At 37.8% G+C, this 21,824-nt stretch carries 16 protein-coding genes and 1 CRISPR repeat array; of the genes, 6 read left to right on the top strand and 10 right to left on the bottom strand.

Annotation, left to right across the window (positions count from 1 at the left end; all coding sequences use genetic code 11):
• Positions 1 to 236 precede the first annotated feature (236 nt).
• From Q0064_RS13875 to Q0064_RS13855, 5 genes are all read right to left on the bottom strand, one after another.
• Positions 237 to 809 (bottom strand): nucleotidyl transferase AbiEii/AbiGii toxin family protein, encoded by a 573-nt coding sequence (locus tag Q0064_RS13875; protein ID WP_298148805.1) that lies wholly within the window; start codon positions 807 to 809, stop codon positions 237 to 239.
• 75 nt (positions 810 to 884) lie between these two features.
• Complete coding sequence (locus Q0064_RS13870) at positions 885 to 1,388, bottom strand: HigA family addiction module antitoxin (protein WP_298148804.1); 504 nt, start codon at positions 1,386 to 1,388, stop codon at positions 885 to 887.
• 269 nt (positions 1,389 to 1,657) lie between these two features.
• Positions 1,658 to 2,059: a hypothetical protein gene (locus Q0064_RS13865; RefSeq protein WP_298148803.1), complete on the bottom strand. Its 402-nt coding sequence runs from the start codon at positions 2,057 to 2,059 to the stop codon at positions 1,658 to 1,660.
• 88 nt (positions 2,060 to 2,147) lie between these two features.
• Positions 2,148 to 2,888 (bottom strand): hypothetical protein, encoded by a 741-nt coding sequence (locus tag Q0064_RS13860; protein ID WP_298148802.1) that lies wholly within the window; start codon positions 2,886 to 2,888, stop codon positions 2,148 to 2,150.
• Between the two features lie 4 nt (positions 2,889 to 2,892).
• On the bottom strand, positions 2,893 to 3,471 hold the full coding sequence (locus Q0064_RS13855) for a hypothetical protein (protein WP_298148801.1): 579 nt from the start codon (positions 3,469 to 3,471) through the stop codon (positions 2,893 to 2,895).
• Between the two features lie 510 nt (positions 3,472 to 3,981).
• Here Q0064_RS13855 and cas1 point away from each other — a divergent pair.
• Positions 3,982 to 4,863: a type II CRISPR-associated endonuclease Cas1 gene (cas1, locus tag Q0064_RS13850; RefSeq protein WP_298148800.1), complete on the top strand. Its 882-nt coding sequence runs from the start codon at positions 3,982 to 3,984 to the stop codon at positions 4,861 to 4,863.
• Positions 4,854 to 5,183, top strand: coding sequence for a CRISPR-associated endonuclease Cas2 (gene cas2, locus Q0064_RS13845; protein WP_298148799.1), 330 nt, complete (start codon positions 4,854 to 4,856; stop codon positions 5,181 to 5,183). Before cas1 ends, cas2 begins: the two co-directional genes overlap by 10 nt.
• 295 nt (positions 5,184 to 5,478) lie before the next feature.
• A CRISPR array of direct repeats spans positions 5,479 to 10,379; the repeat unit is 36 nt; unit sequence AATATCGTGTTTTCCAATCTTCAATCAAACCACAAC.
• A 121-nt stretch (positions 10,380 to 10,500) separates the two neighbouring features.
• On the opposite strand, the gene Q0064_RS13840 is transcribed toward cas2, so the two are convergent.
• Genes Q0064_RS13840 through cas9 form a run of 3 tightly spaced genes read right to left on the bottom strand, consistent with a single transcriptional unit; the run spans position 10,501 to position 14,422 of the window.
• Positions 10,501 to 10,776, bottom strand: coding sequence for a type II toxin-antitoxin system RelE/ParE family toxin (locus Q0064_RS13840; protein WP_298148798.1), 276 nt, complete (start codon positions 10,774 to 10,776; stop codon positions 10,501 to 10,503).
• Positions 10,769 to 11,008 (bottom strand): CopG family transcriptional regulator, encoded by a 240-nt coding sequence (locus Q0064_RS13835; protein ID WP_298148797.1) that lies wholly within the window; start codon positions 11,006 to 11,008, stop codon positions 10,769 to 10,771. Before Q0064_RS13835 ends, Q0064_RS13840 begins: the two co-directional genes overlap by 8 nt.
• 45 nt (positions 11,009 to 11,053) lie before the next feature.
• Positions 11,054 to 14,422 (bottom strand): type II CRISPR RNA-guided endonuclease Cas9, encoded by a 3,369-nt coding sequence (gene cas9 / locus Q0064_RS13830; protein ID WP_298148796.1) that lies wholly within the window; start codon positions 14,420 to 14,422, stop codon positions 11,054 to 11,056.
• A gap of 303 nt (positions 14,423 to 14,725) precedes the next feature.
• On the opposite strand from cas9, the gene Q0064_RS13825 reads away from it, so the two are divergent.
• Positions 14,726 to 15,835 carry an HNH endonuclease domain-containing protein gene (locus tag Q0064_RS13825; protein WP_298148795.1) on the top strand — a complete coding sequence of 370 codons (1,110 nt, stop codon included), beginning with the start codon at positions 14,726 to 14,728 and terminating at the stop codon, positions 15,833 to 15,835.
• Between the two features lie 176 nt (positions 15,836 to 16,011).
• Here the strand turns inward: Q0064_RS13825 and chrA are convergent, their stop codons facing one another.
• Together chrA and Q0064_RS13815 are read right to left on the bottom strand one after the other, a co-directional pair.
• The gene (chrA, locus tag Q0064_RS13820; protein ID WP_298148794.1) at positions 16,012 to 17,136 is read right to left on the bottom strand and encodes a chromate efflux transporter; all 1,125 of its coding nucleotides are present in this window, start codon (positions 17,134 to 17,136) and stop codon (positions 16,012 to 16,014) included.
• Positions 17,137 to 17,452: 316 nt separating this feature from the next.
• Positions 17,453 to 18,046: a trypco2 family protein gene (locus Q0064_RS13815; protein WP_298148793.1), complete on the bottom strand. Its 594-nt coding sequence runs from the start codon at positions 18,044 to 18,046 to the stop codon at positions 17,453 to 17,455.
• A gap of 281 nt (positions 18,047 to 18,327) precedes the next feature.
• On the opposite strand from Q0064_RS13815, the gene rdgB reads away from it, so the two are divergent.
• The 3 genes from rdgB to Q0064_RS13800 all read left to right on the top strand — a co-directional run bounded on the left by rdgB (position 18,328) and on the right by Q0064_RS13800 (position 21,713).
• Positions 18,328 to 18,927 (top strand): RdgB/HAM1 family non-canonical purine NTP pyrophosphatase, encoded by a 600-nt coding sequence (gene rdgB / locus Q0064_RS13810; protein WP_298148792.1) that lies wholly within the window; start codon positions 18,328 to 18,330, stop codon positions 18,925 to 18,927.
• A gap of 88 nt (positions 18,928 to 19,015) precedes the next feature.
• Positions 19,016 to 19,843, top strand: a complete 828-nt coding sequence (locus tag Q0064_RS13805) for an energy transducer TonB (protein ID WP_298148791.1) — start codon at positions 19,016 to 19,018, stop codon at positions 19,841 to 19,843.
• A gap of 1,432 nt (positions 19,844 to 21,275) precedes the next feature.
• Positions 21,276 to 21,713, top strand: coding sequence for a transposase (locus Q0064_RS13800; protein WP_298148790.1), 438 nt, complete (start codon positions 21,276 to 21,278; stop codon positions 21,711 to 21,713).
• The last annotated feature ends 111 nt before the right edge of the window (positions 21,714 to 21,824 follow it).

The raw sequence follows: 21,824 nt of genomic DNA, 5'->3' as shown, positions 1-21,824 counted from the left end.
TTTAAGCGCTCGGAAAACAATGAACCTCACAGAATTTTGCGCAATAGGGTACCGTTGAGGAAAACACAGAACGTGTCAAGCCACCAAAAAATCGCACCAGCCTTCGACTAGCTCAGGCATCGGTCTTCGACAGGCTCAGGCAACGACGATACGCGGGTTCGGACGGGAAAACGATGCGTAAAATGGTGAATTCATCGATCCCGATAGCTATTGGGACTAGCTTCTAAAGTAATCCATCAATAATTCAAAACTTTCTCTTCAATATCTAACTTAATCAGCTCCCAATACTTACCTTTTAAACATATGGGGGCGAAATCTGAATCAGCATCACAAAAATCAAGCATTTTTCTCACTAGCTGATCTCTAGAAAAACCGTATGGATATCTTTTTTCATAAAATTCTAGAATCTCAGAAACGGAATAGTATTCCATTAATTCATGTAAATCCCAAAAGTCTTTTTTCCTTCCCCCCTGTCCTATAATTTCTAGCTTCATCGCCGTAATCTCTGCTAAATGAGATAATCTAACACCCTCGAAATCTAGATATGGAAACACAAAAGGATCCGTGTAAAAAAAATCTACTTTTATTAACTCATGTTTATCGTTTCCGACAAAGTACGTTCTGCCAATACTGTTGTTTCCTTCAGATCTCAGTTCCGTAAATGGAAAAGAGCTAAGAAACAAGTCGTCAATTCGCTTAAAATCAATCGAACCGTAGTCCGCAGCTGTAAACAAATCAATATCGACAGACATCCTATGACCCAACAATAAACTTAAAGAAGTACCCCCAACTAATTGAAATGAGCGCAACTCCTACAAATTCATCAATGTAGAAAGCGTGTTCCACAACAAGTCGGACACGGTATTTCTGTAGATTTTCAATTTTTATTTGTTGATAATTTTAAACCTAACTAGATTATGTTTGAAAGCCGGCAGAAAATCGTTGTTGCTGTTTTTTAATGCGTTTTTAACTACAAGTATTCCATAAAACGAGATGATTTCGTTAATTTCAACATCATTACCGCACTCAAAAATTCTCTTTATTACTGCTTTCTGCTTTTTTTGCCAGTCAATCTTTTTAAAATCTGTGTCCCAAAATAAAGCAGCTCGTATCTTACTTAAATCTGGCGTATTAGACTGTTTGGCTTCGATGGTCTTTTCAACATCATAACTTGCTTGAAGCAGCATGAAATAATCCTGCTCTGCACCAAATTGCCGACCTAATTTAATCGAAAGACTTGGATTAATACCTCGCTTTTCGTTTACTATTGAACTGATGGTTTGCGCGTGTTCATCCAATAAATTGGCTAATTCCTTACTTTTTAATCCACGCGATTTAAGCTCTCTTTTTAAGATTGCGCCTGGATGTATCCCTTTTATTTTAGACAACTCGGGCAACATAGTTTCTAATAATTTAATTCAAACTTACGCAATTATATAAAAGTAAACAAATTTGTTTATTTTTAGACGCAAAACTTTTTAAATCAATTATTTGCAATTAAAAATCGCTTAAAAAAACATAAAAACTAATAGGCCTATTTACCTTATCTTAAACATTCCTTTTGGTATCAATTCTTAATTTTCTGCATAAGTTGCGCTTTTGATAAAGATATTTACACCAAAATATATTGGTTTCTGTTGCAAAAAAAAGTAACAACTTATAAATTGTGATCCACAGCGTAGGTCAAAAACCAGCGACCGTTTCGAACTTCAAATCGATATTCACCCCAAAATCCGGAGTTTTCAAGCCAAAATTTCTCGTAAAACTGCGTATCCGTTTTCTCGTACCTAACTTTAATTTCTGTGGTATCCACATCGTGTATTCTAATCTTCAAAAGATTCCAATTTTCCTTTGTCCACTTGCGTTCAGGCCCGTTATCAAAAATACCTCCTTGGAGTGGAAATACGATTCTTGACATTTGAAATACCGAATCCTTGTGAAACCGATCGTAAAAAACCTCGAAATTTTCAATTTTTGAATCCGCAGTATCAGTTCCTTTCGTATTCGACTGGCAACTTGCTAAGATTAGTAAACAGAGTAAACCCAGGTAAGCTTTCATATCCTCATTAGATGGTTTTAAATTTTAAAATTAGATACTGGTTCATAAAACGTAGCTAAAATTCGACCATTAATCTACCCTACAGTTCTTATAAGTTAATTGCTGAAGCATTCGATTCGGAATCAAAAGTGGTCTTCGCTCTTCGGAAAATTCTAATTTGGGATTCAACTTTTTTATACCGATCCGTATATGGTTTACAGTTTCCGTCTAGAAAATTAGACGACCATGGAATCAATTTAGGCGCGTAAAATCTGTGTTGTTTTTTGAAGTTCAAAACCATTTTTTCTTCTTCTGTAGCCCTACGAACAACGTAAAAAGGCGCTCGAGGAACATGTTTTATATATTCAAAAAAATCATACAAGGCTTGATTCTTAATCGTATCTGTCTCACTTGCAAAGTAATAATGTTTGGCTCTATATTCATTAGCATTATCGAGAACATGAAGGTTGTTTTTAAAAAAACTGATAAAACTTCTGCTGCTCACCGTTACTAAATGCTCGGGTTTTAGTTCGATAAAGTTTGGAAAAGGATAATCGACCGAGCTTTCACCATCCAAATTATAAATCTTTGAAGTTTGATATAAATGAACGTCGTTGACACTGTCGAGGATAAAAACCATGTCCGTATAAAATCGATTTTGAAAATCCGGAGGAGCAGGCCGCGGAATGCTACTGTTTTTTTGTAGGGAATCCTGCTCAGAAATAACGTACAACCGCCGCTCGTTCTTTAAAGAACGTTGCTCACAGCCAAGCAACAGTAGCGAAAGCACAAATATTTTGATTGGAGCTATTCGCATAAAATGAAAAAATCCGGCAAGACTACTTTTCATTGTTTTAAACTTTATGATAGAAAAACAAAACACAAATTAAGCAAACAAGCGCAGTATTAATCCATAGCATAACACGTTCAATCGCTAAGCTTTTATCTGTGCTTCGAGTAAGTTTCGATGCTAAATTTACATTTCCGTCTTTAATTACAGTCGACATTCGAGGTATTTCGTAAAAAAGTGAGGTTCCGTTATCTAAAACCTTATTGAGGTAAACTATTTGATTTCTACTATCTTTTGCAACCAACCAGAAATTGCTGTTATCATTTTCAAGACAAAAGGCAGAAGTTTCGTTTGCACTCAATTCTGCGTGATAAATAGTGGCGCCCTGAGTCTGCCTATCAACATCATCCCAAAAAGTAATCGTATAAATTTTTAAGCGCTGCTCCGATTTATTGGTCAATTTTAGTTCAATAGGTGTCGACGCGCCAAAACAGGATTTATCGACACGGTAAATAAAGAACGTAAAAACACCAATTATCAAACCAAAATAAAGCACAGTTATGCTTTTCTTTTTTCCTGCAAACAGAAAATAGTACAAGAGTACCCCCGCTAGAAGCGCAGCTGTTAAAAGATATACATTCATTCAAATTAATTAAAAATCAATTACTTAAAAATTACTCACGATACTGTTCAAATACTTTGAAATGAACAACCTTTTGGCGAAACCGTGCAAGGAGCATGCAAGATTATAACAATTTTATTCCATAAACATTGTGTTCCCTGCAAAGCAACAGTACGATTATTGTGATTTTTTATTTGGGGGTGCCGGCGGTGCAATCGTAACGCTTCGCAAACGTTTCGCTGAACCGCCGTCGCGCCATCCGCTGTATCTTTTTTGCTTTAGCAGTAGTGGAAACTCCGTAGCGCAAAAAAGGATGTCGCTGCTGTCGCTCACCCAGGGGAAGGGGTTAAGAAGATTGGTTTTAAAAACAATTTCAATTATAAGAGCAGATTATAGAATTTTTTTCGAAAATTTATTAAAGTCTACAGCAATAGTCATCTTTACAATAAGCTCAAATAGAATAAAATAAAAAAGGCATAAGTTTTGTTGATTGAGTTATAAATAACCTATTAATAACCAATTTTTTAACTTATGATTAAGCGAAGTGTAATTATTGAAAGTAAAAGTTCATTAACGGTTTCGAATAACCAACTGAACATCGTTTCAGAAATGCGAAGTGGCAGCTTACCTATTGAGGATTTAGGGTATTTGGTACTCGATCATCATGAGATTTATGTAAGTATGCCTGCGCTTGTGGCATTGAGTGACAACAATGTGGCAACCATTATCTGTAATAAAAATCATTTACCTCAGGGAATGTTTCTAAGTTTAAACGCCCATCATATCCAACAAGAGATATTTTCTAGTCAAATACAAGCATCTGCCGCCTTAAAAAAGAATTTGTGGCGACAAACCATCGTAGAAAAGATTACAAATCAAGGCCTACTTCTTAAGCAAGTTAGAAATGAAGAAAATCATTTTTCTTTTTTAGCTAGTAAAGTTCTCAGCGGAGATAGTAGCAATATGGAAGCTGTTGCTGCTAGTTTTTATTGGAAACACCTGTGGGAAGCCGATTTTAAGCGCGAGCGGCACGGCGACTTCCCCAATTCATTCTTAAACTATGGTTATGCGATTTTGCGAGCCGCGGTAGCACGATCATTAGCTGCTGCAGGACTATTGAATACTTTGGGTATTCATCATAAGAGTAAGTATAATGCTTTTGCTTTGGCAGACGACATTATGGAACCCTTCCGCCCAGTTGTCGATGAAATTGTAGTTAATCTTGTAAGTGAAGGCATAACAGAACTTACACGCGAAGTAAAGGTAAAGTTTCTTGATATGTTAACCCGAACTGTCTACTGGAAAGACGAGGTTTCGCCACTAATGGTAGCTATTCAAAAAACATGTCAGAGTTTACGTCAGTGCTACGATGGCGATCGGAAGAAGATAAAATATCCGCAACTATGGAACTAAACGCCTACCGTATTATGTGGCTATTTGTATTTTTTGATTTACCAACCGAAACCAAGAAGAATCGGCGCGATGCCTCGATTTTTAGAAACGCTTTGTTGAAAGACGGATTTAGCATGATGCAGTTTAGTGTTTATATTAGGCATTGTGCGAGTGGCGAAAGTGCCGATGTACACGAAGCACGCGTAAGGCGACTGCTTCCTGAATACGGAAAAGTAAGCGTACTAAGAATAACCGACAAGCAATTTGGAAACATCATGAACTTTTGGGGTCGTGCACCGGTACCAAAAGAACCACCGCCGATGCAATTGGAATTGTTTTAATTAATAAAACGCGTCAATTTCGGGTTATCAATCCAAAAAAGACGCGTTTTTATCACGATATTTTCACTCTAAAACCAACAATATCAAAGGCTTACATCCGAACTAATATCGTGTTTTGGCTCCGCCGAATCTCCTTCGTCGATTTCCAATCTAAAAAATTCTTAAACCGATATTTAATCAAATTGCTTGAAAAGAAAAAACGCCTCAATTCCGGGTTATCAAGCCGAAAAAGACGCGTTTTTAGCACGATATCTTCAAATTAAAACCAACGATATCAAAGGCTTACAGCCGTGCTAATATCGTGTTTTCCAATCTTCAATCAAACCACAACGGAGCTGCGCAACAAAGCTGGGGAACTTTTAATATCGTGTTTTCCAATCTTCAATCAAACCACAACATAGTAACTGATAGATTGATTGGTTTTGCAATATCGTGTTTTCCAATCTTCAATCAAACCACAACAGTATCAGAGGACTATTATAGCAACACAGGAATATCGTGTTTTCCAATCTTCAATCAAACCACAACCATGTTTTTAGATTAAAGTGGTTAATACTAATATCGTGTTTTCCAATCTTCAATCAAACCACAACTAGCTGCTGGCGTTGAGGGTAAAACCATTAAATATCGTGTTTTCCAATCTTCAATCAAACCACAACAGGCAACGAGCTCGACTATTCGCACCTAAAAATATCGTGTTTTCCAATCTTCAATCAAACCACAACTGCTACGGGTACAGTTACTACCAACTTAAAATATCGTGTTTTCCAATCTTCAATCAAACCACAACAGTACTGCGACACGTTACAACCACCCGTTAAATATCGTGTTTTCCAATCTTCAATCAAACCACAACCTTCCGACGCTTTTAGTTTAACGCCTGAGCAATATCGTGTTTTCCAATCTTCAATCAAACCACAACACGGTTTGCGAATTGTTGTTATTTTGGTAGAATATCGTGTTTTCCAATCTTCAATCAAACCACAACTAACGTCATTATCAGATATGATAATCTGCAAATATCGTGTTTTCCAATCTTCAATCAAACCACAACTACGACGTAAACGTAATTTCATTTGACTCTAATATCGTGTTTTCCAATCTTCAATCAAACCACAACAGGGAATTGAATTGGTTTAATAAATAAAAAATATCGTGTTTTCCAATCTTCAATCAAACCACAACACCTGACAATATCAAACCTTTTCCAGCAATAATATCGTGTTTTCCAATCTTCAATCAAACCACAACTACTGATCATTATGCTTCTTCAATAGCGGTAATATCGTGTTTTCCAATCTTCAATCAAACCACAACCAATAGAACGTTCAAGTTCTTTACATTCATAATATCGTGTTTTCCAATCTTCAATCAAACCACAACTGCACCTGCTGTCATCTGTTTTTCTAATTAATATCGTGTTTTCCAATCTTCAATCAAACCACAACAGGTTTTCCGATTATTTGGAAAAACTACGTAATATCGTGTTTTCCAATCTTCAATCAAACCACAACTAACATTCCGCCGCCACCTGATGCCGTGTAAATATCGTGTTTTCCAATCTTCAATCAAACCACAACGTAAATATGGTTTACCCAAACTTATTGGCTAATATCGTGTTTTCCAATCTTCAATCAAACCACAACCTGTAATCTTTTTTCCATCGACGCCGTAAAAATATCGTGTTTTCCAATCTTCAATCAAACCACAACTCGAGAAAGAAGTAAAGGAATGCGATTCTTAATATCGTGTTTTCCAATCTTCAATCAAACCACAACCCGTAATCCCAAATAACGAAGCTACTTCTAAATATCGTGTTTTCCAATCTTCAATCAAACCACAACTCTGCGTCATACCATACGCCGTTAATTAATAATATCGTGTTTTCCAATCTTCAATCAAACCACAACACCTCGTGTGTGTTGGCTGTTTGCAGAACAATATCGTGTTTTCCAATCTTCAATCAAACCACAACGATTTGCCCATTTGCCGCAATGGCGGGACAATATCGTGTTTTCCAATCTTCAATCAAACCACAACCGCATTGCTCGAATTCGTTTACGATTGAAAATATCGTGTTTTCCAATCTTCAATCAAACCACAACGGCTTGGGGTTCAGCTTACATACATAGCACAATATCGTGTTTTCCAATCTTCAATCAAACCACAACTAAATAGACTAATTCTTCTAAATCAAATTCAATATCGTGTTTTCCAATCTTCAATCAAACCACAACTTTCCATTGTTTTTATGTTCCGAATCGTCTAATATCGTGTTTTCCAATCTTCAATCAAACCACAACGGTGGTAAGAGAGTTGTAAAATACCGTATTAATATCGTGTTTTCCAATCTTCAATCAAACCACAACGGTACTTTCAAAGTATAGTTTTTCTTTTGAATATCGTGTTTTCCAATCTTCAATCAAACCACAACTATTGGTTTGAATTGGTGCCGGTGTATAGGAATATCGTGTTTTCCAATCTTCAATCAAACCACAACTAACCGAGCTTTTCGGTGGTGCGCTTTGAAAATATCGTGTTTTCCAATCTTCAATCAAACCACAACACAACGGTTTCGCGCAAGCCGCATCTTAAGAATATCGTGTTTTCCAATCTTCAATCAAACCACAACTGTACGACAGTGTCCCTGACGTGCTGTCTGAATATCGTGTTTTCCAATCTTCAATCAAACCACAACTAAGAAATCATAATTGCTTTTAACTACTAAATATCGTGTTTTCCAATCTTCAATCAAACCACAACCAAATTCCCAAATAAGCTGATCAAATTCTAAATATCGTGTTTTCCAATCTTCAATCAAACCACAACGCGTTGGATGAAATTTATTTGCTTTATCTAAATATCGTGTTTTCCAATCTTCAATCAAACCACAACTGCAGTACGTCGAAGAGGTCGACGGTAAGCAATATCGTGTTTTCCAATCTTCAATCAAACCACAACTAAACTGTTTAACGGGCGCAGGAGTAGAACAATATCGTGTTTTCCAATCTTCAATCAAACCACAACCAGTTGTTCGATAATAACCTGAGCCGACAAAATATCGTGTTTTCCAATCTTCAATCAAACCACAACCTGTGGCAGTCGTATGTTTTGGTTCGACAAAATATCGTGTTTTCCAATCTTCAATCAAACCACAACCGTACCTGTCGATGTGCTTTGATATAGCCGAATATCGTGTTTTCCAATCTTCAATCAAACCACAACCCGTCGGTGTTGCACCTGTTTTCAATACACAATATCGTGTTTTCCAATCTTCAATCAAACCACAACGGCGTATTCTTTTTCTATTTCATCCCGCAAAATATCGTGTTTTCCAATCTTCAATCAAACCACAACTGTCGAGGGAACAATACAAAACCTTACCTAATATCGTGTTTTCCAATCTTCAATCAAACCACAACTACAAATCGTTGCTATGTAGTTTGCCCAATAATATCGTGTTTTCCAATCTTCAATCAAACCACAACTAAAAGGACATAAGTATTTACCTATTGACAAATATCGTGTTTTCCAATCTTCAATCAAACCACAACTTGTCGTACCTGTCGATGTGCTTTGAGATAAATATCGTGTTTTCCAATCTTCAATCAAACCACAACAACTCCGATAATTGGGATATGCCATTTCTAAATATCGTGTTTTCCAATCTTCAATCAAACCACAACTGTATATGTTTTTCACGCTCTTTGTGTAGAATATCGTGTTTTCCAATCTTCAATCAAACCACAACAAATATTTGCTGCACATTTAGTTCTAGGTAATATCGTGTTTTCCAATCTTCAATCAAACCACAACTCGAAAACTACGCAAAAACGACGTTTAAGAAATATCGTGTTTTCCAATCTTCAATCAAACCACAACCGTGTCGCCTTGAGGTGTATAAGCTTGTACAATATCGTGTTTTCCAATCTTCAATCAAACCACAACTACTGCGTCGCGTTGTTCTGAACTTCTTTTAATATCGTGTTTTCCAATCTTCAATCAAACCACAACACATGGTTTTCTATGTTTTTAATTACAGCAATATCGTGTTTTCCAATCTTCAATCAAACCACAACAAGCAACAGCCGTGTAAGCTGGAACGGAAGAATATCGTGTTTTCCAATCTTCAATCAAACCACAACAGACAAGTATTTTCTGCTTCCCGTGAATTTAATATCGTGTTTTCCAATCTTCAATCAAACCACAACTGATTTGTCAAAGCTGAGTTTTGATAAAGAATATCGTGTTTTCCAATCTTCAATCAAACCACAACGATTACGTTGTTATTGGAATTATCGCTTTAAATATCGTGTTTTCCAATCTTCAATCAAACCACAACGAATGGGAGTGTAAAAGGTCTTATTATCCAATATCGTGTTTTCCAATCTTCAATCAAACCACAACCCTGAACCTCAGAGAGGTGAAGCTGTTAAAAATATCGTGTTTTCCAATCTTCAATCAAACCACAACGGCGGTAAGAGAATTGTAAAATACCGCATTAATATCGTGTTTTCCAATCTTCAATCAAACCACAACGGTTGGTTTACGGTGACGTTTTTAGCTAAAATATCGTGTTTTCCAATCTTCAATCAAACCACAACGAGAACCCCCATGAGTGTCTAAAACAGTCAAATATCGTGTTTTCCAATCTTCAATCAAACCACAACGGTAGTATAATACAAACTTGAGCCTGAAGTAATATCGTGTTTTCCAATCTTCAATCAAACCACAACTGTTAAAATCTATTCTCGTGCCATCGCCTAAATATCGTGTTTTCCAATCTTCAATCAAACCACAACCGGTAGGGGTTCGATACCGATTTTCGGTAGAATATCGTGTTTTCCAATCTTCAATCAAACCACAACGAAATACCTTTACTTTTTTAACGCAACATAATATCGTGTTTTCCAATCTTCAATCAAACCACAACCGAATCGGAAATGGTTGATTTGCTTAAAGAATATCGTGTTTTCCAATCTTCAATCAAACCACAACCACCCCATCCTAAATTAGCCATCCACAGATAATATCGTGTTTTCCAATCTTCAATCAAACCACAACACGAAGGCGTTATCGACTTTTACAAAGCAAAATATCGTGTTTTCCAATCTTCAATCAAACCACAACTTTCGTAGTAGTAAGGCTCATTTAATAGTTAATATCGTGTTTTCCAATCTTCAATCAATTGCAATCACAAACACTCCTATAAAAAATAAAAGCCTGGTGTTTGTAAACCACAACGGAGTGACTGCGTAGAAACTCCGTTGTGGTTTGAGCTGTTTAAGAGTTGAGAAACATCTTTTCAAAGAATATTTTAGAAATCTTGCCTTCCAATTATTGCCATGATTTCCATTTCGTCTTCATTAACTCTATAAAAAATAGTGGCAACTCCACAAACACAGTAGCGGTACCCTTTTTTATAATGATCTGCACTTAGAAAAAGAAATGGGTTGGAAGAGATTTTTGAAAAACATTCAAAAAACATATCGTAGTACTTAGTTGCTTCATTCAAACCAAATTGACTCATTCCATATTCAAATATTCGGGTTAAATCTTCCTCAACCTGAATATTCAATCTATAGCTATACATTCAATTTTTTCTTAATATCTGCCAACAATTCTTCTTTAGTCTTTGTGCTAAAACCACTTTTTTCAGCTTTTTCTATTTTCATTCGCACAACTTCTACATAGGCATCTTGCTCGCGTGCTTGTTTAATTAAATAATTGATAGCCTCGCTTTTACTCGTAAATTCTTCGTTTGCTACTTGCTGTTTTAACCATTCATCGTTTTGATTGGCTAAAGTGATCGTTTGTCTTGCCATAATAAAACTGTTAAGTGGTGTAAATATACACCAAGAGGATTTGATTTACAACTTTTGGATTTTTCCTGAAACGGATACTTTTACTTTTATTGGGTTTAATAAAAATAATCCTTTCATACTCAAACGCTTTTCTTCTTTTTTAATATTAATTGAGGATGCTTTTGCTTCTCTGAAAAAATAATCACCTGATGTTAGCTTTTGCACTCTATACAAATGCTGTTTTAATACTTCATATTTAGGTTTTTCCCAATTAATTTCATCTTCTTTTAATCCAAGTAAGAACATGTCATTTATATGTAGTGTAGTTACAATCTCTTGCCCTCCTGCTGGTAGTTGATATGCCGATTGTCCTGTTCTTTTGCGTTCTACAACCGTCCAGAAAGTTACGACATCTTCACAGAGATTACCCTTTTCGTCCTTGTAAATCAAAACATGATGATTGTTTCTTGGGTTAACCCATTGATTCAAATTATCCTTAAGCTTTTCAGCTCCACCAATATTTTCTTTTATACGGACTTTTAAAATAGGCACCGGCTCTCCATTTTTATTTGGTAAAAAGATTTGTGGTTGTTTTACTCCTTTTTCGTTAACCACAAAAAAGGAATTTGCTGGAACTTTATCTTTTACAAAACCTCCTAATTCGTTTATTCTTTTTAGGATCAATTTTTTCACCGTTTCGTCTACTACTTTTTCAATTTGCTTTGCTGTTTCTAAACTGTCAATTGGTTTTCTTACATGGAATGCTTCATCACCATTGACAGTTCTTTTCCCAAAAACAGTCTCCTTATGTAACTGTCCTCTAGCAGCAACTCCTTTATTTACAAACTTTTTTCCATTTTTTTCTACCGTTTTGAAACGAACTGTTATATCATTGGAAACTTTTTTATGCGAAACTAGTATTTGTTCTACTGCTTTTTCTGCATCATAATTGAAGGTTTCCCAAGGCGTCGGGAAATTTTTCATTTCATGCGTTTTCTTATATCTGTTCCAACGAGACAATTCCTGTACATACGATAGTTTGGTGCACGCCATAACTAGTGCGTCAATAGCATGGTGGCGGTGGTCTTCCCTAGTCTTTTCGTTTTCGTCATTTAAAATATGATTTAAACCCCATTTTTGCCGCAAGTTCGATGTAGCCTGACCCAGAGAAACCATAACGTTTTTACAAATTTTTGACAAATAGTTTTTGGCTTCTTTGCTAATATACCGCGTGTCGTTTAACTGTCTTGACGAAAAATCGTCATCGTATTTTTGTTGCACGAAACGTTTAAATTTATGATAAGCATTTGGATACTCTTTAGTATCGGAAAACAAATACAAAGCCCGTTCCTTGATTTTTAACCAATTCCCCTTGTCAGTTCCATAAAACTCGTAAGGAGTTTTATCACCTTTCTTCCTGTTTTCATCGGCAAAACATAGTGTCTTGTTAGCAAAACTATCATTTAAAGACCTACTCCAAGGATGGATATGTTCAATTTGCACTTCTCCAGAAAATAATTGTGTTAATGAAATTGATTTCCCAGTATAGGGGCATGTTTTTTTACATTCTTCCCATAATTTATAAAGCAAGAGGTTATCGTGAGTTACACGCTGATTATTTTCAACTAATCTCGCTTTAACTCTATCGTTTTCCCGCTCTAATCGTTGCTGATTCCTTCTAATTTCGTTTCGCTGTGATTTAGATATCTTTAAATCTCGAGCCATTTCCACTTTGATTTCGTCAATTTTTCCGTGCTGGTCTATAAGCTCATTAACTAATTTTCGTAGTTCAAACAAAGCGGTAATAACTATTGGATTTTTTATTTTTTGAATTTCTTTGTCGGCTTCTTTATCTACTGGTAGTCTTTCCAACAATTCTGAAACATCAATTGCCGCGGAATGATGATATAACTTGCTAAGTTGCGCATCCGGAATACTATAGTCATTTCGCAAAATATCCTTAATAACCTCTATAAAACCGCCTTTGGTTTTGGAGCGCACAATTTCATAAACATTATCGTAGAAAAAGTCACTTTTCTCAGATGATAATGTATCCCATTTACTTCCAAAAACATTCTTTATGCCACCTAGTACAACAGCTACGTCATATGTATAACCCAGTTGCAAAAACGGTAAAATATTAGAAATTGCTTTTCGGCTTAAACTAGCATAACCATCTTTTACATTAAATTTTGATATGGATACTGCTTGGTCTTCTGTAAACTTCCAGTTTTTAACAGCGTACTCTTTTAGATTTGATTTACTATCAAAAAAATACAACACGTGCCAAATATCTTCTTGTTGCTTTTCCGAAAACTCGAACCACTGTGTCCCAAAATATTTTTTACTCGACAGATTAGAAATAGTATGTGTTCCTACTATTTTATCTTCATCTTTGTAATTAAATTTGAATTCTGCACCTTCTTTTTTTAATACTTTTCGAATCTTCTTGAATTCCAATTTTTCTTGCGAATAAAGGAGATCTACTACTTTTTCTCGCTCTTCTTTACTTATCTTTTCACCATTACATTCAACGGTGTTAACCCATTGCCATACTCTAAACTTTTCAAACGGTATCGCGCTTATTGGACATTTTGTTTTCGTCGGTTCAAAAGAACAATTTCCAACTAAATGCTTCTGAGAGCGCAGTGGGCGTTGGTGAAACAGAATGCCGTCGGTAGGGTAATTATCTAATTTTCTTCCACCTAATAACGTCTTAAGTTCAAAAGTTAACTCAGCATGAAATTGCGATTGCTTTTCCCAAATCAACTCGAATTCATCAACATACATTTTTCGTGTCGTGTACCGATTTCTAATGCGCTCTAATCCGATTTGATAAGATTGATTTTCTTTTGGGTAAATTTCAAATAAGTAGGAACCTAACGATTTATCTTGAATACTTTCTTGAGTCACTGTTATTCCAATCTTGCCTTCTTTAGGCACTCCTTTGAAAATAGTTCCTTTTTCATCGTCTTCACCTCCGCTTTTTCTGCTGTTACTTAAAAATCCGCGTCTTTGGATTAAGTGATAAAAAATTCTTCCAATTTCCTCTAAAGATAATTTTTCGCTCAACGATTTTTGTCTTAGTTCGTAAGGATTTAATGCAAACCATGATGATAATTTTTGCGACGGAAACTCTTTCGTTTTCTTCCAATCCTCAAAGTCGGACACTGAGATTGGACACATTTTGTTTTCTGAAAGTGCTTTTAGAAGTATTTTTTTTCTCAAACGTCTTCTGAAAAATTGTCTTCTAATGCCGCGTGCTGCAGTTCTTCCAGCATTTTTTGATATCTCCCTTCCCTCACCTTCACCAAGATTCTCTACACCCATAGGAAAAATACGACTACCAAGTCCAATTATCTTGTTTGAATTATCATCAACAATCGCCCAACCAATACTATTCGTTCCTAAATCTAAACCTAAAATGCGTGCCATAACGTTATTCCTTTTATAATGTGAATATACAGAAAAATACAACTTAACGTAAAAAAGTATTGCAGTATAAATTTTTTTGCTACTTTAGCAACAGATTAATATTTCCAATCTTTAATCTTATCACAATAAGGCTACATGCCGTAGACGAATGTCTTTAGTCCTGCTTCGGTGGGACTTTTTTTTAACTTGAATCGCGTTAAAGTGTTGATAAACGATGAGACAAATGTGTGTTAACATAAAATCGTTTTGCTTTTACTATTTTCGCCTTTAAGCATTCATTTAATTTCAGTCTAACCGCCCCAAATGTCCCCAGAAATATTCTCCAACATCAGTAAAATTATAGAACGCGATAGTAAGTCGACAACCTATAAATTTGCCCTTTTGCGCGGAGTCATCGAGATTATTCAGGATAACTCGCCCTACATTACCTTTTTCGAAAATCGGGTGTACATTCCTACCGGCTTACTCGTCGAAAAATGGTTATTGTATTACTACCCGTTGTTGCAATCGAAAACGCTCATTCCGCAAATTAACGGAACCACAGATCTGGCCTTTGCTACCGAATTTCGAAAACTTATTGCATACTACGAATCGCGCGGCGGCTTGAGCGCATTTTACAACGACCTGAAAACTAAAGGCATTCCTGAAGAAATTCGCGCCGACTTCACCGCACTCGCCCGGAAAATTCGCGCCACCGTCGTAAACATGCCCATGAAATACATCGGACGCTCGCTATCCGACGAATACTACTCTATTTTTGAACATAAACGACAAGCACTTGCCCGTTCACAAAACCTCGACCTGGAACGCATGATCACCGATTTCGGATCGTTTTCCATACCGGCCGATTATTACGAAGCGTTTAAAATTCTCGGTAGCTTCATGTCCGGACAAGATTCTATTCTATTTAAATGGGCCGAATTTTCGGTGAACGCCTCCGGAAAGCACCTATCTATGGAACGCGTCTTGAACGAAATTCTCGACTCACCCATCACCGAACGAAATATCGCCGAATCGAAAAAATTATACCGCGATATCTTATCCAAAAACGGAACCGTGTACTGCGTGTGGACGGGCAGGAAAATCAATACGTACGACATCGATCACGTTATTCCGTTTTCCGTTTGGAAAAACAACGATTTATGGAACCTCCTCCCCTCCGACTCCAAAATCAACAACCAAAAACGCGATAAAATTCCGGCGCCCGAACTCATCGAAAAACGCAAAGACCTAATCGTCGATTACTGGCAACTCATACACGAAACGCAAACCGCACGCTTTCGAAAAGAAATTCAACTGGCACTTTTGGGTCAAAACACCTTCTCCGGCTGGGAACAACAAGCCATTTCACGCCTGCAAAACAGCTGCGATTACCTCATTGAAGGCCGCGGCTTTGAACGCTGGATGGTGTGAGGTTTTTGGCATGTGGAAACTCCAAAACGTGCGTTCGACCTACTATCTCGGTCTACAACTGCTTTTAACATTTGCAGTTGCTTAAAACCGCACCCACACAAGCTACAAATACAACTGTTTGCATTCTTTTTTGCAGCCGTTTGTCTTATGTAAGTAATTAATTAAGAAGCAGTTATTTAATCTAACAAATACCCCAAAACGGCGCCGCCCAGCAATACAAAAACACTGTTCACATTTTTGTAGCGCAAGCAAATGATAAAACTAATCACAGCAATTAAAACCGTTTTCCAGTTGGTTATTGCTGTTGAGGTTAAATCGATGCAAACGCTTAGAATAAGTACAATTGCGGCCACGTTAACGGCATCAATAAAAACAGAAAAATGCGGCGATTCTCGAAGCCACTTTACCAACGGATTTAAAAATGCCACAAATAAAAACGCAGGTATAAAAATGGCAACCGTACTGACTATGGCCGCGGTAATTCCCTTGATTTGATACCCAATAAAAGTAACAGCCGAAAAAACAGGTCCGGGTGTAAATTGGCCCACAGCAATTGCATCGACAAGCGTTTGTTTTGAAAGCATGCCTGTAGCAACCAACTCGGCATCTAAAAAGGCAAAGAGTACGTAACCACTACCGTAAAGTATCGAACCAATTTTGAGGAAAACAAAAAACAACTTCCAATTGCTGAGGTTAACCTCGCACTTTGCTATTTTATCCGTTAAAAGGAATGGAAAAAGTAAAAACGTTGGCGCTATTTGTGCTTTTTTGATATACGCAACAATTAATGCTGCAAATCCGGAGCCGAACAACAATACCAGTTCGTTTAGCTGTAAAAAGACCCCTACTCCAACAAATAAGGCTAGCCATAAAAGTGCACGCGATTTAATCGATTTTCGAGCTAATGGAACAAGGGCGCCTGCCACTACAGCAATAATCGCTGGCTGAATTCCGTACACATATTGCCGTAATTCGGGAAGCTGTCCGTACTCTTTGTACGCGTATGCAAAAACAAACGTTATGAGAACCGCAGGCAAAATAAAACAAACACCTGCAAGAACTAATCCGCGCCATCCGCCTTTCTCTTTCCCGATGTGAATGGCTAATTCGGTACTATTCGGACCCGGAATTAAGTTTGTAGCACCTATCAAATCGAGGAAATCTTGTTCGGTGAGCCACTTTCGTTTGGATACTACCTCGCGATGCATCATGGCGATGTGTACCGCAGGTCCGCCAAAGCCTGTAATTCCAAGCTTTAAGAATAGTAGTGCAATGGCTTTTAAATGGGCGTTTCGACTCATGCTTTCTTAGTAGTTGCATTGGGAAGGTATTGCTTTTTATAAACGTAGAGTTAACGAAATCATTAAATTTTGAAGCTATTTCGAAGTTCGGAACGCGGTTCACTAAGCGTTGGTAACGCTTTTCCTAGCCCGGACGGCAGCGGCAGCCCGTAAGAAAAATACGGCTACGTGAACCGTGTTGCAATGGCGACCTAAGAAGCCAGAAGCAAGACGTGTGAACGTGCCGTATTTTTTGCGGACTAAAGCGAACAGCCGGAATAGCTTCTCAAAAGGAGTGTAATAACAGTTAAAATTCTGGCTATCGCATTTCTTTTAGCTACTTTTTTTCAGTTTTTTGAAGCTTTACGGTGATCGAATGTACCGCCTGTTTCGTTCTATCTAATTTCACTGAAGGAGTTACTGGCACTAATTCTATTTCACCTCCAAGAGCTTTGCTGCATGTAATAGTAAATTGAACGTTAACCTCGATTTCTTGCAAGGCAAACGTGCCTTCACCTGTTACACCTTTAGCTGAATTTAAGACTGATTTTAAATACTCCTTAAATTCTTTAATATTCTTGTCATCGGTAAATGACTCTAGCTTCGTTTCAGCCTGCTTAAATGTGTATGTGACTGATTTTGAACGAGACTGGTTTTTCTTGAATTCTCCACTGATGACAAAAACCTTAGCAGCATATTCTTGTGTAAACTCGGTAGTTGTAGCAAACGATAAATCAACACTTTTTAAGGTCATTTTACTGTCGTCAACTTCTGCCATAACTTCTTGTGTGGCTTTATAAACCTGTTTAAATGCTTTATCTACGTCGACTTTGACATCCTTGCATTTTGAAATTCCGCCTGCTGATCCACATGAAACTAGCATCATTACAACACCAAGAACAAAAATTTTTTTAATGTGAAATTCTTTCATAATCTTTTAATTTAGGTTAAAACTAACGCGCATTTTTAAATTACTTCCCCAGCAGGAAAAGCTAATTTGATGCATCGAAGTTATGCGGTTCAACTTTCTTAAAACTACCTACTTATAGGTATTTTTCGCGCCACCTTAAAAAATCATGCCGTCTCAAATACTTACTAACTTTTCGCGAAATACCGCGGCCATTGCAAACTTTTTATTAGTAAGATCAATACTTTTAAACACCAATTTAACCAAGACTTTACGTAAGTTTGAACCTATAAACACCATTCCAGATGACGCTTTTTTTCGCCTCAGCCAACGCCAATAAAGTACGTGAATTGCAGCAAATTTTCCCGCCTTCGTACGAATTAAAAAGTTTACTGGATTTAACGGAAGTTCCGGATATTCCCGAAACGGCAACAACTTTTGCAGGCAATGCGCTCCTTAAAGTAGAGTACCTTTCGGAACATTACGGCGTGTTGGGTTTCGCCGACGACAGTGGATTGGAAGTCGCCGCGCTAAATGGTGCTCCCGGCGTGTACTCGGCTCGTTATGCTGGCGAACACGGCAATGCCACGGCCAACATCGAAAAACTCCTGTGCGAATTGCAAAATGAAAGTAATCGAGCGGCGCGCTTTGTTACGGTTATTGCCTTAAAACTACCCGAAGGCGTGCACTATTTTGAAGGCGAGATTCGCGGAACCATCACCACAGAACTTCGCGGTCAGGAAGGATTTGGTTACGATCCGATTTTTATTCCGGAAGGCAGCACGCGCACTTTTGCCGAAATGAGTAAAGACGAAAAAAATGCGATTTCGCATCGTGGTCGCGCCGTCCGAAAACTACTCGACTTTTTAGAACAGCGCGCCTTGAACGAGTCTAAAGAAATTTAAGTCGCTCGCAATAAGAGCTCTGCCTTCTGCGTTATGAAGAAAAGAGCCGTTATGACACACCACTACGCTAACCAAAATTTTTATTTTTATGAGAACAGTGAGCGTTGTAAGTGCGTCGTGGATCGCCTTAGTATTCGAAAACCGCAATCAGGAGTATGGAGCTTATGAATTGCGTAAAAAATCCAACCAAATAACGGCCAAAGCCTTTTTCTTAGCCATTGCACTTTTATGTATGGGCGTTTCTGCCCTCATGTATGCGAGCAGAACGGATGCAACTGCAACTACTACAGACAACGGTCCGGAATATCTTGTAACTCCGGTACGACTGTCTAAAGTGACGTTAGAAGAACCCAAGCCAGAGCCAAAAGCTATGGAGCAGCCTAAAAAACGCACTTCAGTTGACCCAACCGGAAATTTAGGTTTTGCCACTGTTACTACTGCCACAGATGCATCGCCAGTCGAAGCATCTACAGTTACTACCGCGAAGTCGGATACGGGCGAAACGAACACAACGGGTAGTCCGCAGGGATCCGAAAACGGTACAGCAATTACGGGCGTTACAACAGATACGGGTAGTTCGGAAGCGGGTACGTCCGACAAGCCGCTAACTGCCGGCATGGTAGATAAAATGCCGGAATTTCCGGGTGGATTGCCCGCATTTTACCGCTATATCGCAGAAAATTTCGAGCGTCCAGATGTGGAGAGCGGTACCACCTTAAAAATTTTGGTTTCGTTTGTTGTAGAAACCGACGGAACGATTACCAATATCGAAGTATTACAAAATCCAGGTTACGGAACCAAACGCGCAGCAATTCGTGTTTTAAAGGATTTACGCACTAAATGGAAACCGGGCATGAAAGCAGGTAAACCGGTCCGTACAGTGTACAATTTACCAATAAGCATCCGAAATAATTAGCCTTCCTTTTTTTGGGCGTTCCGGCAGCTGCATCGAGTTTATTTAGAACTTGGTGCAGCTGCCGTCGCGTTTTCCGCTATATCTTTTGCCTCCGGAACTCCGGCAAAAGGATGTCGCTCCAACCGCTAACGCGAAAAATAGTGCACAGCTATCCAGTAATTAAAAAAGTGATTTTTTAGCAAAATCAGCGACTGTTTTTGCGGTTGTGCCATCGTCTAAGTTAGACAACGGTTTTCAACAATTAAATCATTGGCTATTACTATTTACGGCGACTTCAATTGTTTTTGATGTTTAACAAGTTTTTTGAAATATGCGGGAATTCCGTAATAAAGACTGGAGAAAAAGCGGTACTGTCAGATAAGTGGTAGATGGGGACGGTTTTCCAGGGAATGGGGTTGGTTGGGGTTGGTTGGGGTTGGTTGGGGCTTTTTGGGGCTTTTTGGGGTTGACGGTGGTAGATTGGGGTTGATGAGAGTTAGTTGCGTTTGGTTGGAGTTAACGGTGGCTGATTAGGGTTCGTTGTTTTTTTTTTGGGGGGGGTGATGAGAATTGGTTGCGTTTGGTTGGAGTTAACGGCGTTTGGTTACGGTTGGTTGCACTTTGCCAGAGTTGTTCGGGATTGATTGCATATTTCTGAGACCGAACGCTGTACATCTTCTGTAGCGTAGATCAGTTAGTGATAGCTACCCTATATCGACATGTATTGCAGTAACCTAGGAATAATAAGTATTGTGAAGTGATGATCGAGATTAAACACACTAGATTCTGACCAACCGGAGTTTCTAATCGTTACAGAAGATTCGTCGTGGATAGTCTTAGAAATTCGTAACTAGTCGTGGTTAGTAGTAACTTGTCGTGGTTAGTAGTAACTACTCGTGGTTGATGGTAGCTAGCCATAGTCAGCCATAGTTAGTTCTTCCTAGTAGTGGTTAGTAGTAGCTAACCGTAGTTAGTAGTAGCTAACCGTAGTTGGTAGTAGGTAGCCGTAGTTAGTTCTGCCAAGTGGTGGCCAGTCGTAGTTAGTCGTTTCGGGGCATGGTCAATTGTACCCTATCGTGGTCGTCCAAGACCAGCCAAGACCAGCCAAGACCAGCCAAGACGAGCCAAGATCAGCCAAGACTAGTCGTAATCAATCACTACTGTCTACACTAAGTAAAATCTAATTTCCCTAGATAATTATCAATCATGATTTATCCCTGTCGGCTGCTGTTAAAAATATGTATTCAAAGTATCTACTCCTTTTTCGCGAATACCATCATTTGTTCATTATTAAAGCGTGATTCTAAGTCCTAGTACACGCTTTGATACTTAGTCCGTTAACTCCACTCAAAAAAAATTACTTTAAAATCAAAATTTACGGAAAACCCGTAACCGCGTTAAATATTGACTTGTTACTTTTACATCTCTTAATCTAATTTTAAATATATACGCCATGACTGCAAAAGAAACTCACAACCTCGTTCGGGTAATTTGGGCAACAAGAGATGAAAGAAAAATCATTAATTCAGAATGCGAAAAAGCAATCGTGAATCTTATTCAACAACAATTGTCCATTAAATCTTGCCAACTGCACTTTATCTACAACGAAGAACACTATGTAGATATCATCATCAATCTACATGTATCTACTGATCTTTCGTCGGTTATGCAAGTTGTAAAAGGATCTATTTCCTATCACATCAACAGAAATAACCTTACTGAAATGAAATTTATTTGGAAAAAAGGATTTCATTCTGAACCAAAAACTCTTGAATGCCTTGAGAAAGCAATCGATACAGCTGGAGTAAAAAGAAAAACGACATACAGAGAGGAAACTAATGCGATAAAAAAACGCATTCGCCGTTTAGCAATGCTCGCTAAATACGCTTAAAAGCCGTATGAAACGCAAAATTTCTCAATTAATCGATAAGGTTAAAGAACCAAAAGTACAGCTCAACAACTACCTTTCAATCTCTTTTCTGAGCTTTAATTACAGTTACTT

This window comes from Flavobacterium sp. (assembly GCF_027490375.1).
Lineage (GTDB): Bacteria > Bacteroidota > Bacteroidia > Flavobacteriales > Flavobacteriaceae > Flavobacterium.
This window is presented reverse-complemented; position numbering and strand designations above follow the sequence as displayed.

Bases quoted from the DNA above. Each gene is read 5' to 3' on its own strand.
- Q0064_RS13860 (WP_298148802.1), bottom strand. From the start codon at position 2,888: ATGAAAAGTAGTCTTGCCGGATTTTTTCATTTTATGCGAATAGCTCCA.
- Q0064_RS13840 (WP_298148798.1), bottom strand. From the start codon at position 10,776: ATGTATAGCTATAGATTGAATATTCAGGTTGAGGAAGATTTAACCCGA.
- Q0064_RS13865 (WP_298148803.1), bottom strand. From the start codon at position 2,059: ATGAAAGCTTACCTGGGTTTACTCTGTTTACTAATCTTAGCAAGTTGC.
- Q0064_RS13825 (WP_298148795.1), top strand. From the start codon at position 14,726: ATGTCCCCAGAAATATTCTCCAACATCAGTAAAATTATAGAACGCGAT.
- chrA (WP_298148794.1), bottom strand. From the start codon at position 17,136: ATGAGTCGAAACGCCCATTTAAAAGCCATTGCACTACTATTCTTAAAG.
- Q0064_RS13800 (WP_298148790.1), top strand. From the start codon at position 21,276: ATGACTGCAAAAGAAACTCACAACCTCGTTCGGGTAATTTGGGCAACA.
- Q0064_RS13835 (WP_298148797.1), bottom strand. From the start codon at position 11,008: ATGGCAAGACAAACGATCACTTTAGCCAATCAAAACGATGAATGGTTA.
- cas9 (WP_298148796.1), bottom strand. From the start codon at position 14,422: ATGGCACGCATTTTAGGTTTAGATTTAGGAACGAATAGTATTGGTTGG.
- cas2 (WP_298148799.1), top strand. From the start codon at position 4,854: ATGGAACTAAACGCCTACCGTATTATGTGGCTATTTGTATTTTTTGAT.
- Q0064_RS13855 (WP_298148801.1), bottom strand. From the start codon at position 3,471: ATGAATGTATATCTTTTAACAGCTGCGCTTCTAGCGGGGGTACTCTTG.
- Q0064_RS13815 (WP_298148793.1), bottom strand. From the start codon at position 18,046: ATGAAAGAATTTCACATTAAAAAAATTTTTGTTCTTGGTGTTGTAATG.
- rdgB (WP_298148792.1), top strand. From the start codon at position 18,328: ATGACGCTTTTTTTCGCCTCAGCCAACGCCAATAAAGTACGTGAATTG.
- Q0064_RS13805 (WP_298148791.1), top strand. From the start codon at position 19,016: ATGAGAACAGTGAGCGTTGTAAGTGCGTCGTGGATCGCCTTAGTATTC.
- cas1 (WP_298148800.1), top strand. From the start codon at position 3,982: ATGATTAAGCGAAGTGTAATTATTGAAAGTAAAAGTTCATTAACGGTT.